General features: G+C 38.3%; 14 protein-coding genes and 1 riboswitch. Of the genes, 13 read left to right on the top strand and 1 reads right to left on the bottom strand.

The window, feature by feature from the left end; all coding sequences use genetic code 11:
* Position 1 precedes the first annotated feature (1 nt).
* The 12 genes from KIM67_RS07825 (at position 2) to KIM67_RS07770 (ending at position 14,730) form a co-directional block, all read left to right on the top strand.
* A complete protein-coding gene (locus KIM67_RS07825) occupies positions 2-1,252 on the top strand; it encodes a sulfate adenylyltransferase subunit 1 (protein ID WP_213830784.1) in 1,251 nt (416 codons plus the stop codon).
* A gap of 119 nt (positions 1,253-1,371) precedes the next feature.
* Positions 1,372-3,462, top strand: coding sequence for a HEPN domain-containing protein (locus KIM67_RS07820; protein ID WP_213830783.1), 2,091 nt, complete (start codon positions 1,372-1,374; stop codon positions 3,460-3,462).
* Positions 3,455-4,237, top strand: a complete 783-nt coding sequence (cobA, locus tag KIM67_RS07815; protein ID WP_213830782.1) for a uroporphyrinogen-III C-methyltransferase — start codon at positions 3,455-3,457, stop codon at positions 4,235-4,237. The genes KIM67_RS07820 and cobA overlap by 8 nt, the downstream gene beginning before the upstream one ends.
* Complete coding sequence (locus tag KIM67_RS07810; protein ID WP_213830781.1) at positions 4,234-5,295, top strand: NAD(P)/FAD-dependent oxidoreductase; 1,062 nt, start codon at positions 4,234-4,236, stop codon at positions 5,293-5,295. The genes cobA and KIM67_RS07810 overlap by 4 nt, the downstream gene beginning before the upstream one ends.
* Before the next feature lie 122 nt (positions 5,296-5,417).
* Positions 5,418-5,540, top strand: a riboswitch (SAM riboswitch).
* Between the two features lie 74 nt (positions 5,541-5,614).
* Positions 5,615-6,622: a homocysteine S-methyltransferase family protein gene (locus tag KIM67_RS07805; RefSeq protein ID WP_213830780.1), complete on the top strand. Its 1,008-nt coding sequence runs from the start codon at positions 5,615-5,617 to the stop codon at positions 6,620-6,622.
* A gap of 18 nt (positions 6,623-6,640) precedes the next feature.
* Complete coding sequence (locus KIM67_RS07800; RefSeq protein WP_213830779.1) at positions 6,641-6,991, top strand: four helix bundle protein; 351 nt, start codon at positions 6,641-6,643, stop codon at positions 6,989-6,991.
* A gap of 2 nt (positions 6,992-6,993) precedes the next feature.
* Positions 6,994-10,116 carry a vitamin B12 dependent-methionine synthase activation domain-containing protein gene (locus KIM67_RS07795; protein WP_371815695.1) on the top strand — a complete coding sequence of 1,041 codons (3,123 nt, stop codon included), beginning with the start codon at positions 6,994-6,996 and terminating at the stop codon, positions 10,114-10,116.
* Positions 10,117-10,201: 85 nt separating this feature from the next.
* Positions 10,202-11,155, top strand: coding sequence for a methylenetetrahydrofolate reductase [NAD(P)H] (metF, locus tag KIM67_RS07790; RefSeq protein ID WP_213830777.1), 954 nt, complete (start codon positions 10,202-10,204; stop codon positions 11,153-11,155).
* A gap of 19 nt (positions 11,156-11,174) precedes the next feature.
* The gene (locus KIM67_RS07785) at positions 11,175-12,275 is read left to right on the top strand and encodes an acyloxyacyl hydrolase (RefSeq protein ID WP_213830776.1); all 1,101 of its coding nucleotides are present in this window, start codon (positions 11,175-11,177) and stop codon (positions 12,273-12,275) included.
* Between the two features lie 7 nt (positions 12,276-12,282).
* Positions 12,283-13,086, top strand: a complete 804-nt coding sequence (locus tag KIM67_RS07780; RefSeq protein ID WP_213830775.1) for a head GIN domain-containing protein — start codon at positions 12,283-12,285, stop codon at positions 13,084-13,086.
* Between the two features lie 18 nt (positions 13,087-13,104).
* Positions 13,105-14,193 (top strand): serine hydrolase, encoded by a 1,089-nt coding sequence (locus tag KIM67_RS07775; protein WP_213830774.1) that lies wholly within the window; start codon positions 13,105-13,107, stop codon positions 14,191-14,193.
* A gap of 66 nt (positions 14,194-14,259) precedes the next feature.
* Positions 14,260-14,730: a hypothetical protein gene (locus tag KIM67_RS07770; protein ID WP_213830773.1), complete on the top strand. Its 471-nt coding sequence runs from the start codon at positions 14,260-14,262 to the stop codon at positions 14,728-14,730.
* A gap of 54 nt (positions 14,731-14,784) precedes the next feature.
* Here the strand turns inward: KIM67_RS07770 and KIM67_RS07765 are convergent, their stop codons facing one another.
* Positions 14,785-16,239, bottom strand: a complete 1,455-nt coding sequence (locus KIM67_RS07765; protein ID WP_213830772.1) for an aminotransferase class V-fold PLP-dependent enzyme — start codon at positions 16,237-16,239, stop codon at positions 14,785-14,787.
* Positions 16,240-16,408: 169 nt separating this feature from the next.
* Between KIM67_RS07765 and KIM67_RS18725 the strand changes: the two genes are divergently transcribed.
* Entirely contained in the window at positions 16,409-17,392 is a 984-nt protein-coding gene (locus tag KIM67_RS18725) for a response regulator transcription factor (protein ID WP_298868440.1), read from the top strand.
* Positions 17,393-17,446 lie beyond the last annotated feature (54 nt).

Raw genomic sequence — 17,446 nt, 5'->3', positions numbered from 1 at the left:
AATGGAAGTACTTAAAATAGCAACTGCAGGAAGTGTAGACGATGGCAAAAGCACGCTTATCGGAAGAATGTTATATGATACAAAATCATTGACTTCCGATAAGCTGGAGGCCATTGAAAAAACAAGTAAGCAAAAAGGGTATGACTATCTTGACTTCTCTTTGGCAACCGATGGTCTTGTGGCCGAGCGAGAACAAGGAATTACGATAGACGTAGCTCACATTTATTTTTCCACCCCAAAAAAGAGTTACATCATAGCTGATACTCCAGGTCATGTGGAATATACAAGGAATATGGTCACTGGTGCCTCAACCTCTCAGGTGGCAATTATATTGATTGATGCTAGAAAAGGAGTCATAGAACAAACAAACAGACATTTCTTTATCAATAATTTATTACGGATCAAAGATGTAGTGGTTGCTATCAATAAAATGGACTTGGTAGATTTTTCTGAGGAACGATACAATGAAATCAAAGCAGATTTTGAAGAATTAATGTCAAAGCGCGATTATCAGGAGCAACGTATAACCTTTATTCCAGTCAGTGCATTGAAGGGAGATAACGTAGTGAAAAAATCGAAAAATACGCCTTGGTATGCCGGTGATACCCTATTGGGGCACCTAGAGGCATTAGATATGGCCGCTGTCTCTAATGTAGGTACTCCACGTTTTCCTGTACAATATGTGTTACGTCCAAAAACAGAAGAACATCATGATTTTAGAGGGTTTGCCGGTAAGGTCTATGGTGGTGAATTGAGTGTTGGTGATGAGGTAGTTGCCTTACCATCACAAACAAGGTCTCGAATAAAGGAGATTTACTTCTACGACCAAAAATATGAAACAGCAGCAAGGCGTTCATCGGTTACCATTACCCTAGAAGATGAAATTAACCTAAGTAGGGGGGATATGTTGGTAAAGGCCGACGATTTACCAGCAATAGAAAAAGAATTTACAGCGACCATTTCGTGGATGGATTCCAAACAATTGGTACCTGGTAACAAATACGTGGTGCAGCATGGAGTTAACAAAGTATTGGCCAAAGTGCAAACAGTTCATCATAAGATTGCTCCAGACTATTCGGGAGTCGATACCGAGGCAAATGTTTTGGCGATGAATGATATTGCCCAAGTAAGTTTTAAGTTGAACAAACCTATTTTCTATGATAACTTTAAAGACCATAGAACAAATGGTTCTTTCATTTTAATAGACACGCAAACAAACAATACCGTAGGCGCAGGATTTATCGGTGATTAAGAGTAAGGAATCTTAAGGACAGAAGACATAGAAATTGTTTTGATCAATAATCCTATTAAATCTATAGGAAATATGTAAATTAATTTATCTAGAATTTCTAGATAACGATATATTGAAAAATGCAAAGTTTTAGAACAGAAATAGAGAATCCAGTCGTTGAAAAAGATATTATAGAACTGGATAAAAAAATCAGACAGTTCAAGGAAGGTAAGGTCGATGAAGAAAAATTCAGAAGCCTTCGTCTGGCAAGGGGCGTTTATGGCCAACGCCAACCCGGCGTACAGATGGTACGTATCAAATTGCCCTACGGAAAAGTAACTTCCAATCAACTACTTCGCATATGTGATGTGTCCGATGAATACTCACGAGGACGTTTGCACATCACCACGCGCCAAGACATACAGATACATTATGTGGACTTGGAGCGAACCCCAGAACTATGGGCACAATTGGAAAGAGACGATGTTACACTTCGTGAGGCCTGTGGGAATACCGTGCGAAATGTTACGGCAAGTGAAACAGCGGGAATAGATGTTCATGAACCATTTGATGTTTCTCCTTATGCCCATGCGCTTTTTCAATATTTCTTAAGAAACCCAATAGGTCAGGAAATGGGGAGGAAATTTAAGGTTTCTTTTTCGGCTAATGATTCCGATACAGGTCTTTCGTACATGCATGACTTGGGCTTTATCGCAAAAATAAAAAATGGGGAAAGAGGCTTTAAAGTAATGCTGGCAGGTGGGCTAGGTTCTCAGCCACGGCACGCGGACGTATTATTTGATTTTTTACCATCAAACAAGATAATTCCGTTAATGGAGAGTGTAATCCGTGTTTTTGATAGGTATGGAGAGCGTAAGAGCCGAGCCAAAGCTAGAATGAAATTTTTACTGAAAGATTTAGGACTCGATGGATTCAAGGAACTTTTGGAAAAAGAACAACTAGCAGTTCCGCACCAATCATATCCCATCGATTTTGAAAAGTATCCCAAGCCAACAATATCCAAAACAAACGTTCCAAAAGTTAGAATTGAGGATAAGGACGCATTTGAACAATGGAAATCCACTAATCTCATACCACAAAAACAAGAAGGATATGTTGCAATTGGAATAAAAGTCTTGTTGGGTGATTTTTATACGACTGACGCTAGAAAACTTGCGTATTTAGTACAGAATTTTGCTGCAGGTGAAATTAGGTTGTCACTCAGACAAAACATTTTGATTCCTTATGTAAAAGAAGAATCCGTTCCATTTTTCTACACAGAACTGAAAAAGCTTGGTTTTGTAGAAGCTGGTTACAATAAAGCTTTGGATATCACTGCTTGCCCAGGCACGGATACTTGTAATCTGGGAATAGCCAGTAGTACAGGAATTGCTGCCGAATTGGAGCGCGTGATAAAAGCAGAATATCCAGAGTATATCAATAACCCCGACGTTGTTATAAAAATAAGCGGATGCATGAATGCCTGTGGACAGCACAACATGGCAAATATTGGTTTTCAGGGAATGTCTATACGCACCAAGGATAAATTGGTTGCCCCAGCATTACAGGTTTTATTGGGTGGGGGGAATTTTGGTAATGGTAACGGGAGATTTGCAGATAAAGTGGTGAAAATTCCGAGTAAAAGAGGACCACAAGCATTACGATTGATTTTAGACGATTTCAATAAAAATGGTAATGGCGTATCCTTTGTTGATTACTATCAAGAAAAAGGCGAGCACTATTTTTACGAATTTTTGAAACCGTTGACCAATATAGAAAACTTGACCCAAGACGATTTTATCGATTGGGGCAATGCGGAAAAGTATAAGAAAGAAATAGGTGTTGGTGAATGCGCAGGAGTGATCGTGGATTTGGTGGCGACACTTTTTTATGAGAGTCAGGAGAAAATTGAAAATGCCGAAGAAGCCCTGAAGCAAGAAAAATGGGCCGCCAGTATTTACTATTCCTATCAATCTATAGTTAACTCCGCAAAAGCACTTCTTACGTCTGAAAAGGTGAAGACGAATACCCAAGCTTCAATAATCAAGGATTTTGACAGACTTTTTGTGGAACCGGGAAAAATCAGCTTCGCTAAAAGTTTTGAAGAAGTGGCCTTACAATTGAATCAAAATAGGCCATCAAAAGATTTTGCGGCTAGTTACATAGAAGATGCAAAAACTGTTTTGGAGCGATTGGAAAACTATAGAAAATTAGAGCTTACCAATGCATAGACCAAAACTTACCGTAGTCGGAGCTGGCCCTGGTGATATCGATTTAATAACCCTAAAAGGGATTAAAGCATTACAGGATGCCAATGTTGTTCTTTACGATGCTTTAGTAGATACTGCATTATTGGAATATGCCTCAAAAGCAGAACAAATCTTTGTGGGCAAACGAAAAGGATGTTACGCCTATCAACAAGAACAAATTAATGAACTGATTGTACAACGTGCATACGATAAAGGACATGTGGTACGCCTAAAGGGAGGAGACCCTTTCGTTTTTGGAAGGGGTGCCGAGGAGATGGAATATGCTGCAAAGCATGGACTTGAGACCGCTATAGTTCCCGGAATTTCCTCATCGGTATCCGTACCCGCTTCTCAAAACATACCAGTGACCAAAAGGGGTGCATCCGAAAGTTTTTGGGTGATCACGGGAACAACCAAGGAACATAAGCTGTCCAAAGATGTGGCCCTTGCCGCAAAGTCCAGTGCTACGGTTGTAATATTAATGGGCATGTCCAAGTTGAAGGAAATTATGGATTTGTTTCGGTTGGAAGGAAAGTCCAATACGCCCGTGGCCATTATTCAAAACGGTACAACAGAAAACGAAAAAATAGGGATTGGTACTGTTGCTTCAATTGAGAACAAGGCAAAGGAGCAGCAGTTATCCAATCCTGCAATTATTATTATTGGAGAGGTGGTAAATCACAGACAAAAAGTGTTGGAAATACAAAAGGAGTACAATCAGAAAGCATTGGTTTTATTAGAAAAAGAAATACTATGATAAAGACAGATATATTGATAATTGGAGCCGGCCCTACTGGACTGTTCACGGTATTCGAGGCAGGGTTGTTAAAATTAAAAACCCATTTAATAGATGCACTTCCCCAACCTGGAGGTCAGTGCTCAGAAATTTATCCTAAAAAACCTATTTATGATATTCCTGCGTATCCTGAGATTTTGGCAGGGGATTTAGTGGATAGACTCTTGGAACAGGTTAAACCTTTTGAGCCCGGCTTTACGTTGGGAGAGCGTGCAGAGACTTTGGATAAACTGGAAGATGGTTCCTTTGTGGTCACTACAAATAAAGGTACCCAACATCATGCCCCCGTTGTGGTAATAGCAGGTGGATTGGGCTCATTTGAACCTCGTAAACCACAATTGGAAAATATTGCCCAATATGAAGATAAAGGGGTTTCCTATATCATAAAGGACCCAGAAATTTATCGTAACAAAAAAGTGGTTATCGCCGGTGGTGGAGATTCCGCATTGGATTGGTCCATTTATCTGGCAGATGTAGCTGCTGAGGTTTCATTGGTACACAGAAGAAATGAATTTAGGGGAGCGTTGGATTCAGTAGAGAAAGCATCGGAATTGGCCAAATTGGGGAAAATCAAACTATTCACTGAAGCTCAGGTAACAGCGTTGCATGGCAACAACGATTTGAGCGGAGTAGTTATAAAGCATAACAACAAAGAAAAGGAAGATACGTATTTGGAAGCAGATAACTTCATTCCATTGTTCGGACTTTCTCCAAAACTAGGACCTATTGGAAGTTGGGGATTAGAGATAGAGAAAAACGCGATTAAGGTCAACAATTCCAAAGACTATCAAACCAATATTCCCGGTGTGTTTGCTATAGGTGATGTCAATACCTATGAAGGGAAACTGAAATTGATTCTTTCCGGTTTTCATGAAGCTGCGGTAATGTGCCAGTACGCATACCAAATCATTAATCCAAATAAGCGCTTCGTAATGAAATATACCACCGTTGGTGGTGTTGAAGGTTTTGATGGTTCTAAAAAAGAAGCGAAGAAAGAAGTAGTACAGAGTATCATTTAGGAAGTTACAAGTTTCTATTTGAGTTAGCGAAAAGCCTCCATATGGAGGCTTTTTTTAAACCATTTTTTGGTTTAGAACGTTTTGTGATGTTTCTTTGCTTACAGTTCATTAAAAAATTGAAATTGTTATCAAGAAAGGTGGAGGGAATAGACCCTGTGAAACCTTAGCAACCCTTAGTTTATTCCAATGCCCATTGGGAACTATGAAGGTGCTACGTTCTACCCGCTAAAGTGGGGAGATAACCGAATAAAGACAACAGGTCTACCCTTATTCATTTTTCTTGATTTAAAATATACCTTACAAATAAGGTAACTAACATATGGTCAAAATAGAAGAGCTTTTACAAGAAAAAATCTTGGTGTTGGATGGTGCCATGGGTACCATGTTACAACGCTATAAATTCACCGAAGTTGATTTTAGAGGGGAACGTTTTAAAGATTGGGCGCATCCATTACAGGGAAACAATGATTTATTGTCGCTGACACAGCCAGAAGCGATTTCAGAAGTACACCGTAAATATTTTGCAGCTGGTGCCGACATAGTGGAGACCAATACCTTTTCTGGTACCACTATAGCCATGGCCGATTACCATATGGAAGGGTTAGTGTATGAGTTAAATTATGAATCGGCACGTATAGCGAAAAAAGTAGCGGATGAGTTTACTGTCAAAGAACCAAATAAGCCTCGTTTTGTTGCTGGCAGTATTGGTCCTACCAATAAAACGGCAAGTATGTCGCCAGATGTCAATGACCCAGGTTTCAGAGGAGTTTCTTTTGAAGAGCTACGAATAGCTTACAAACAACAGGTAGAAGCTTTATTGGATGGTGGTGCAGATATTCTTTTGGTAGAGACCATCTTTGATACACTTAATGCCAAAGCGGCCTTGTTCGCTATTGAAGAGGTAAAGGACGAACGAAGTATTGAAGTTCCTATAATGGTAAGTGGCACTATAACCGATGCTTCGGGCCGAACCTTATCTGGACAGACTGCAGAAGCATTTTTGATATCCATATCCCACATCCCTATACTATCAGTCGGATTTAACTGTGCTTTGGGAGCAAAACAATTGGTACCACATTTGGAAGTCATTTCCGCAAAATCTGAACATGCCATTAGTGCACACCCAAATGCAGGTTTGCCAAATGCCTTTGGGGAATATGATGAAACACCGGAGCAAATGGCCATACAGATTAAAGAATATGTAGAAAAAGGTTTGGTAAATATTGTAGGCGGCTGTTGCGGGACAACGCCAGAACATATCACTGCGATTGCCGATTTGGTCAAAGATTATGAACCTAGATCGTTATTCGTTAGCCGTTTTTCGTAGAATGTTAAATATTTAGAATTGGATTATAAAGAATTAGACGTTTGGATACAAGCAAGAAAATTGGTCAAAGGAATTTATGTGATCACTAAATCTTTTCCTGAGGATGAAAAATTTTCTTTAATCTCTCAAGTTCAACGATGTGCAGTTTCGGTTCCTTCAAATATCGCTGAAGCATCCGGTAGACAAACAGCAAAAGAAGCTATACATTTTTTACACATCGCAAGAGGTTCTCTTTACGAGCTTGAAACACAATTAATACTAGCCAATGATTTGGAATATATTTCTACTGATATTGATATCATTTTAACCGAAGTGGAAAGGGTTAAAAAATTGTTGAACGGATTTATTAATTATCATAGAAAGGTATGAGCATGACCGAACAACAAACAACGAAAAACGAACAACGTTTTTTGAAACTCTCTGGCCTGGAACCCTTGGTCATTACTCCCGAAAGCAACTTCATCAACGTAGGTGAACGTACGAATGTAGCGGGTTCAAAGAAGTTTCTTCGCTTGATAAAAGAAGAAAAATTCGATGAGGCATTGGAAGTTGCGCGACACCAAGTTGAAGGTGGCGCCCAAATCATCGATATCAATATGGACGATGGCTTGATCGATGGCAAAGAAGCTATGGTCAGGTTTCTGAATTTAATTGTTGCCGAACCGGATATCGCAAGAGTTCCCATTATGATCGATAGTTCTAAGTGGGAAATCATTGAAGCGGGTCTACAAGTTGTGCAGGGTAAATGTATTGTGAATTCAATCAGCCTAAAAGAAGGTGAAACGGAATTTATCCGTCAGGCCAAATTGATTAAACGCTATGGAGCAGCGGTCATCGTAATGGCTTTTGATGAAGTAGGGCAAGCCGATACATTGGAACGCCGTAAAGAAATTGCTGAACGTTCTTATCGTGTATTGGTGGATGAAGTAGGTTTTCCAGCAGAGGATATTATTTTTGATCTTAATATTTTTCCCGTTGCTACAGGAATGGATGAGCATAAATTGAATGCTCTAGATTTTATAGAAGGTACGCGTTGGGTTCGTAAAAACCTTCCATATTGCAGTGTTAGTGGAGGTGTGAGCAACGTTTCATTTTCGTTTAGGGGAAATAATCCCGTTCGTGAGGCCATGCACTCTGTTTTTTTATATCATGCCATAAAAGCCGGTATGAATATGGGCATTGTTAACCCTACGATGCTCGAAGTCTATGATGATATTCCCAAGGATTTATTGGAACATGTAGAAGATGTCATTTTGAATCGCCGTGATGATGCTACAGAACGTTTACTGGAATTTGCAGAAACTGTTGTTGGTAAAGCCAAAGAGAATACCGTTGATTTATCATGGCGTGAAGAGCCATTACAAAGTAGAATTACGAGGGCTTTGGTCAAGGGAATAGATCAATATATAATCGAAGATGTTGAGGAAGCAAGGCAAGTGGCGGACAAACCTATTGAAGTGATCGAAGGAAACCTGATGACAGGAATGAATGTAGTTGGTGACCTCTTTGGTAGTGGAAAAATGTTTCTTCCCCAAGTAGTAAAGTCTGCACGGGTAATGAAAAAGGCAGTAGCATACTTACTTCCTTATATAGAAGAAGAGAAAAAAAGAAATGCCCCCCCACCCCCAAAGGGGGAGCAACATTGGAAGACGGCAAACCCTATCTTATATAATTTGTTAAAAGAGTATGCGAAAAAAATGCGACATCAGCCTACTTCTGCAGAAAGAATGCTTTGGAACGCGTTAAGTAATAAAAATTTAGATGGATATAAGTTTAGGAGACAACATGTTATAGGTGAGTATATTACTGATTTTATATGTTTGAAAGAAAGTTTAATAATTGAGGTTGATGGACTGATTCATCAACTACCCGAAAATAAGAAAAGCGATAAGAAGCGTACAACTTGGTTAGAAAGTGAAGGATATCGCGTTATGAGATTTACGAATAGTGAAGTGCTTGGAAACCTCGAAATAGTTCTAAAAAAAATACATAAAGAATTAAAAACTCCCCCTTTGGGGGCAGGGGGGGCTGCAGGAAAAATTCTCATGGCAACCGTAAAAGGTGATGTCCATGATATTGGAAAGAACATTGTGAGTGTAGTTTTGGCCTGTAATAATTATGAAATTGTTGATTTAGGGGTTATGGTTCCCCCTGAAAAAATCATCAATGCTGCTATAGAACATAATGTAGATGTAATCGGTTTGAGTGGATTGATAACACCTTCCCTAGATGAAATGGTGTTTTTGGCCAAAGAAATGGAACGGCAAAACTTTGAAGTTCCTCTCTTGATTGGAGGGGCCACAACAAGCAAGGCACACACAGCTGTCAAAATTGATCCCCAATACAGTAATACGGTAGTTCATGTGAACGATGCTTCCAGAGCGGTAACCGTTGTTGGCGATTTACTTCAAAAGGAAACTTCTGATGGCTATAAAAATGGTATCAAACTAGATTACGAAGAATTCCGTGATAAGTTTTTGAGTCGAACCAAGAAAAAAGAATATAAAACGATTGAAGCTGCAAGAGCAAATAAATTTCAAATTGATTGGAAGAGCGCTGAAATTGTCAAACCAAATCAACTTGGCATTCAGATCATTGCCGATTTGGAATTGGAAAAATTAGTGGATTTTATAGATTGGACACCCTTTTTCAGAAGTTGGGACCTACATGGCAAGTATCCAGATATCCTTACGGATAAAGTCGTAGGAGAACAAGCAACCGAGCTCTTCGCGGATGCTCAAATTATGCTCAAAAAAGTGCTGGCCGAAAAACAATTAAAGGCCAAGGCAGTTTTCGGCCTATTTGAAGCAAATACAGTAAACCACGATGATATAGAAGTTCTTTATTCTCCCCACATGGGAGAGATGTCCAAAGGACAGAGGGGGATTTTCAGAACCCTACGTCAACAATTACAGCGCAGAGAAGGTGTTCCCGATTATGCCTTGGCAGATTTTATTGCTCCAAAAGAAAGTGGAAAACAGGATTTTATAGGCTGCTTCTGTGTCACCACTGGATTTGGTACTGCGGAATTAGCTACCCAATACGAAAAGAATTTGGACGATTATAGCTCGATTATGATCAAAGCAATAGCAGACCGCTTAGCGGAAGCCTTTGCAGAATATTTACATAAAGAGGTGAGAACAAAACATTGGGGCTATGCAGTTAATGAAACCTTATCCAACGAAGACTTGATCGAAGAAAAATATCGGGGTATTCGCCCGGCCCCAGGTTATCCTGCATGTCCTGACCATTTGGAAAAACTCACTATTTGGGAGCTGTTAAAGGTCGAAGAAAATATTGGGGTAAAACTAACAGAAAGTTTGGCAATGTGGCCCGCAGCCAGTGTTAGTGGATATTATTTTGGCAATCGGGAAGCAAAATATTTTGGATTGGGAAAAATAAAAGAAGATCAAGTAGCTGATTTTGCCAAGCGAAGAGAAATTAAATTGGAAAAAGCCAAAAAATGGTTGGCTCCTAATCTAGTTGATGAATAAAATAGTTGATAGTTGTTGGTTTATGGTTGTTAGTTTAATTATACAACCGTCAACTGTTAACGAGCAATGAACAACAAACAATGAAATGAAAGTAACCGACCATATAAAAAAAGCAAAAGGAGAAACACTTTTCAGTTTTGAGATTATTCCTCCAGTAAAAGGAAAAAGTATTCAGGAGTTGTACAATAACATTGACCCACTGATGGAATTTAATCCACCTTTTATAGATGTAACAACTTCTCGTGAAGAGTACGTTTATATTGACCGTGACGGTCTTTTGGATAAAAAACTGACTAGAATGCGTCCCGGGACATTGGGAATTTGTGCCTCAATAACCCATAAGTATAACGTTGATACCGTACCTCACGTACTTTGTGGAGGATTTACCAAAGAGGAAACAGAATATTTATTGGTAGATTGTCATTATTTGGGGATTGATAATGTAATGGCATTGCGTGGTGATGCTATGCGTGAAGAAAAATATTTTGAGCCGACAAAGGGAGGGCACCCTTATGCATCGAGTTTGGTACAACAAATTCAAGAGTTAAACTGTGGCAATTATTTGCACGAGGTTATTGAAACGGACAATTGCGCCGATTTCTGTATCGGTGTAGCTGGTTATCCTGAAAAACATATGGAAGCACCATCCTTAAAATCCGATTTAAAGCGTTTAAAAGAAAAAGTAGAATTAGGTGCTGATTACGTGGTTACCCAAATGTTCTTCGACAATAAGAAGTACTTCGAATTTGTTGATGCGGCAAGGGATATGGGAATTCATATTCCAATAATACCTGGAATTAAACCGTTAGCAGTAAAAAAACATTTGCAATTATTGCCTCAGGTTTTTCGTGTAGATATTCCTGAGGATTTGGTTGATGCCGTCGAAAATTGCAAAAACAACAAAGAAGTTAGACAGGTAGGAGTGGATTGGTGCATTCAGCAATCAAAAGAATTAAAGGAGGCGAATGTGCCCGTATTACATTATTACTCTATGGGGAAATCAGATAATATTAAGGCGGTTGCGGCAGCAATATTTTAATTTCCTACTTTAGCGTTTCATGAAGCGCCTACTTTATTTGTATGTTATTCTGTGCAGTTGCAATGCATTTTCGCAAGAGAAGAAAATTGCTAAAAAGTATGTGCTAGACGCCAGCCAATACTACGGTTCCATTCTCTTGCATAATCCAGATATATCTCATTTGATTACCGAACATCCTGGTGGTGTCATTCTAGGCTTCAATAGGAAAAGGTATGGAAATGAAGAATGGGAGTCACAATTCGGCTATCCGGATACGGGTTTCTCTTTTGTTTATCAGGATACCAATAATCCAACATTGGGAAATCATTTTGGACTGTATGCCCATTACAATTTTTATTTTTTAAAACGTAATCTACAATTTCGAGTGGGTCAGGGTTTGGCATATAACACTAATCCTTATGATAAAAACGATAATTTTAGGAACAATGCGTATGGTTCCCATATTTTGGCTTCGACCTTAGTAATGCTCAATTATCATAAGGAGAATCTTATAGCTGGCTTAGGTTTTAAAACGGGTATTTCTTTATTACATTATTCAAACGCCAATTTTAAAGCTCCTAACACGTCCACCAATACGATGGCTTTTAATTTTGGACTAACCTATGATTTGAATGCAAAGGAATCATTTGAGTTCGTTCAGCGTAAGACGGATGAAAAAGTAACTGAACCTATTCGTTACAACTTTGCCTTAAGAGCGGGTGCTAATACTAGTGATGTCATTAATTCTGGGCGCTATGGATTTTGGATGCTTTCGGCTTATGCCGATAAACGATTGGGAAGAAAAAGTGCGATACAATTTGGGACAGATGTGTTTTTTTCCAATTTTTTAAAGGAATTGATTCGTTATCAATCCATTTCATTTCCTGAGCTCGATGTTGCTCCCGATACAGACTATAAACGTGTTGGAGTTTTTGTGGGACATGAGCTGTTCGTAAATAAATTGAGCGTAATCGCTCAATTGGGATATTATGTTTACTGTCCTTTTGATTTTGAAGGAAGGATTTACAATCGGATAGGGTTAAAACGCTATTTTGGAGACAAGGTTTTTGGCGCAGTAACGCTAAAATCCCACGCGGCAAAAGCAGAAACTGTTGAATTTGGAGTTGGAATTAGATTATAGAAGATAGATGTTGAACAGAAGATTTTTAAATTGGAAAAACAGAACCGTTGCGAATACAGTTCGCAAGTCTTTTTTCTTTGGTCTTTTTTCTTTGCTGGTATCCTGTAATGGAGAAAATGCCCCTGACTGTTTTCAGAACGCAGGTGATTTGATTCGCGAACCTGTTGAGGTTTCTGATTTTTTGAATATCACAGTGTTTGAAAATATCAATTTGGTGCTAAGGCAAGGAGAAGAACAGGTAGTTGAAATTGAAACAGGAGAATTTCTTAGAAATGAAGTATCCGCCGTTGTGGAGGGCAATCGTCTTGTTGTAAAAAATAGCAATGGCTGCAACTTTTTTAGGGAGTATGGCTTGACCACAATCTATGTGACGTCGCCAAATATTGAAGAGATACGAAGCAGTACTGGACTATTAATTTCCAGCGAAGGAATATTGAATTACCCCAACATTTCCTTAATATCTGAAAGTTTTACCGATTCGGAAGCTGAGACAACGGATGGCTCTTTTGATTTGAACGTGAATTCTGAAATTGTTCGAATTACAACAAATGGCATAGCTTACTTTAAATTAGGTGGAACTACAAACAATTTAAGTATTACTATTGCCGCGGGAGACTCCAGAATTGAAGCGGAAAATCTCGTTGCTCAAAATGTGAGCATTAACCATAGAGGGTCAAATGATACATTTGTAAATCCACAACAACGGATAAGCGGTGTAATAAGAGGTGTAGGAGATGTCATATGCAACAACCGCCCACCAGAGGTCGAAGTGGAAGAATTGTTTAATGGTCGATTGATTTTCAGGGATTGATAGCATAGCAATAATGCCATGAGCTTATTTGAATACCTTCAAAATTTATTTCAGTCATCACCAAAGACCAAATCTATAAAAGGACTTAAGGGATTAGACTTGGCAAATGCAATTTTCCAAAATCTAGCGGTTGAAAATAAAATCCCTGGAATGGCCATCACGATAAAAAGAGAAGGTGAAATTTTACTGAAAAAGGGATATGGTTATGCCGATTTGGAAAGAAGGATAAAAGTAAATCCTGAAAAAACGCTATTTCGAATCGCGAGTATTTCCAAATGTATTACGGGTGTTGCGCTTGCAAAGATGATAGAGGAAGGAATAGTAGATTTAGATGGGTCGTTTTATAACTACGTCCCCTATTATCCAAAAAAAAAGTATGATTTTACATTGCGCCAATTGGCAAGCCATACTGCGGGAATAAGAGGATATCGTGGTAAAGAGTTTGGGTTGAACAAACCGTATTCGATAAAAGAGGGCATTGAAATTTTCAAAAACGACCCATTGGTTTTTGAACCTGGAAAAGGATATTTGTACAATAGTTTCAACTTTGTTTTACTATCACTTGCAATGCAAGAAGCAAGTGGAATTCCTTTTGAAACCTATGTAAAAGAAAATGTTCTCGACCCTTTGGAAATGAGGAACACAATACCGGAGAAAGTCACTTTGGCTCTACTCAGTGACCAAGAAATGTTAGTTGAGCAAAGTCGAAACTATACCAGAACCAAAATAGGTTTTAAGCAAGCGATACCCGTAAACAATTTCTATAAGCTAGCTGGAGGGGGATATTTATCTACCAGTAGCGATATTGCTAAAATGGGACAAGCCATTTTGAACAAAAAATTGGTAAAGCCGCATATTTTGAGTGAGATACTTGCTTCACAAAGCGTAAATGAAAAACCAACATATTATGGATTGGGATTTCAAGTAAGCCAAGATGATGAAGGTAGAAATTATGTGGGGCATATTGGCAATAGTGTTGGGGCATATTCCAATTTTTTCATATACCCAAATGAAAATATAGTAGTATCTATCTTGATAAACTGTTCAGATCCAAAAGTGCAAGATGATTTGAATAGAACTTTTAGTAATCAGGTGATTGGTTTCTAAAAAAAGATTTTTTGACAAGCGTGATAAAAAAGAACCAGAATACTTTTGAAGTTAAAACATACCTTAATGAAAAAGTTTTCTCAAGTACTTGCTTTTTGTTTCATCTCCACCTTTATGATAAAAATGAATGCCCAAGAACTCACTATTTTTGAAGGTTTTTGGGAACCAGAGTTCTATCGGGACGATAAACAAATATCAAAAAAAGAGTTTAAAAAGCTGATTGAAAATAACAATCAAGCTGCAAACTATTGGAAAAAGGCCGAATTAAATTCTACCTTAACATTCGTTGCTTTAGTAGGTCAAATAGGCACTGCGGTTTGGTCCGGTTATGAGCTATCTCAAGATGACGGTAACGCTCTTGGTCCGGCTCTTGGGTCTCTAGGTTTTGGAATTTTAGGTGGTGTATTTTTGCATTTATCCAATCAGAATAGAAAAAATACCATACTAACCTATAACAGGCAATTCGACAATAAAACTACTTTTAGGTTGGTGCCTACAAGCAATAGAAACGGTGTTGGCTTGGCTTTGAAATTTTAAGGCTAATAAGTGTATAGTAGTATTTTAGGGTTGAATATTGCTCAACTTCATTAATTAGTGAACTACTTTTTGCCTTTTTAATTCATGTTCATGGGCAAATTTTCGACATAATACCAAAGTCTCTTTGATATCATCGATTGTAGTTCTTGGATTGATCAGACACATTCTTAGAACTACTTGACCATGTAATAGTGTGGTTACCAAAAGTGCTTCTCTTGAGGCGACCACTTTTTCCGAAATAAATTGATTCAAGGCATCCAATTCCTTTTGGTTGTATTTTTTGCCAATTGGATTGTACCTAAAGTTTATGATTGCCATGGTGGCAGGGAAAACAACTTCCCATGTTTTACTGGTCCTAAGAATTTTTTCTACTTCTTCGGCAAGATCAATATTATATGTGATGGCATCCCTGAACTGTTTTAGACCAAAAGTTTTAATGGACATATAAAATTTTAATGCCCTAAACCTACGTGTCAATTGAATGCCGTGGTCATAAAAATTAATTTCTGATGTATTTCCTTCAATGTCCCTGAGGTATTCAGGTTTTTCTGTGAATGTATGGCTTAAGTGTTTGTGGTTTCGTACCAAAAGACAGCCCATTTCATAAGGCTGAAAAAACCATTTATGGGGATCTACGGTCAATGAATCTGCTTTTTCAATTCCCTTCATCAACTGCTTGCCTTTTTTGGACAATATGGCCGCTGCACCGTAAGCTCCATCAATATGAAACCAGATGTCCTCTTTTTTACAAATTTTCGCTAACTCTTGTAACTGGTCCACAGTACCCGTATTTGTAGTGCCCGAAGTCGCTATCAGACAAAAAGGTTGAAGTCCTTTCAATCTATCCTTTGCAATACAGTTTTTGAGTTTGTTAATGGAAAACTTGAACTCGATATCCGTAGGAATGATTCGGATTTGTTCTTTTTTAAACCCAAGCACCCTAATTGCTTTAATGTTGGATGAATGTGCTTGATCGGATAGGTAAATCATCGCTTTCGAAAAATCCTCTCCACATTTAATCCTCCGTGCTGTTGTCAGTGCTGTTAAGTTCGCCATAGAACCGCCACTGGTAAAAATGCCACCACCCTTTTTCTGTGGAAGGCCAAACATTTTTAAGAGCCATTGTATGGTTATGATTTCCAATTCGGCCGCTGCTGGCGATGCGGCCCATCCGCCAGAAAAGATATTGTAGCCTGTGGCAAGGGCATCGGCCATAACGCTCACAAAGTTACTTGGTCCGGGAACAAATGCATACGTTCTTGGATGTGATAAGTTGGTGCTTTTCGTCATCACGTTTTCAAGTACAAAATTGAGAACATCAATTGGTGTTGAACCTTTTTCTGGGGCCTCCTCTAAAAACAAGGAATCCATCTCTTCCCTAGAACCCATGGCTACGGGCAATTCACTGTTTTGTGTTTTAAAATGTGTAACAATGGCATTCATCACTTGATGGCCATAGGTTTTCATTTCTTCTTCTGACAATTCCAAACTAGCGAGGTTCTTTTTCATGTATCAAATCAATATAGAAATGCAAAAATACCGATTTGAATACTGGAATAACATGATGTTTGCGGTAAAATAATAGTAGAAAAAGTTGTATTGTTTGTCTTAAGGAAAACGATACATACAGTTGTTTCAATATACTAAATACAGTAAATTTATCACTCAAGCTTCGGTGATGTATAGATTTGTTTTAATTATAGTGTTATTAGGTGCTGTCCTAAAAATTTCGGCACAAGATGCGGTTTCGGGGTTTGTTAATCTAGAAAATCCCGGAGATTGGGAAACGGATATACACCTAAGTAAATTGTCTATTGACCATCTAAAAAGTGAGACTGAAGGAAAGCCAGTAGCAATAGCAAAGATTAAAAAAGATGGCTCATTTTCCTTTAATAAAAAATATATCTCGGACTCGGACCAATTGTACCGACTATCCATCAATCGTATTAAAAAAATGATAAACGATACGGTGAAAGCAGAAGTTGATTTTATTCATTCCAATAAAGAATTTATTCAGTTTAAGAGAGGTAAAGAATTATTTGCCGATTTTGAAACAACCAACAAAGCGCAACAAGAATGGCAAAAATTCAATGAGTTTGAGGCAAATCTGTCCGCTCACTATCAATCCGCAAAAGAGAAGATAGCATCACGCAAAGGCTTTGTCAAGGATTCACTTCAAATTTTAATGGTAAAGCTCATAGGTATCAAACAGTTGGAAATAGAGCAATTGTTGGATAAAGATATTGCACAAAATGAATTGTATTATTTAAACCTGCTTTCAGAATTACGAAAAAGTGATTTGAATCCGACAACGTATATCTTTTTGGAAAAGAAGTTAGCTTACCTTACGAATGTGGCTTTGGAAAAAGAACTGCAACAAAGTAGATGGATCAATCTAGGATTGTTTGTCATCGTATTGATTTTTGGCTACATAACTTTTAGGGTAAAAAGGAAAAAACAGACTGTTGTTATTCCGGATCTGAGCAAACAGGAAACCACTATTCAAAACCTCATTCTTCAAGGAAAGACCAATAAAGAAATAGCTGGTGAACTATTTATCAGTCTTAGCACCGTAAAGACCCATATCACTAATATTTACAGTAAGCTGAATGTATCCAATAGACGGGAGTTATTGCAAAAGAGTACGGGTACTAGTACCTAAATCAGACCTCTATTTCTTCATTCTTATGATTTCCTCTTATTCCTTTGTTTCAAA

The organism is Flagellimonas sp. 389 (genome assembly GCF_018449435.1).
Classification (GTDB): domain Bacteria; phylum Bacteroidota; class Bacteroidia; order Flavobacteriales; family Flavobacteriaceae; genus Flagellimonas.
The sequence above is the reverse complement of the archived record's forward strand: the minus strand, read 5'-3'. Positions and strand labels throughout refer to the sequence as shown.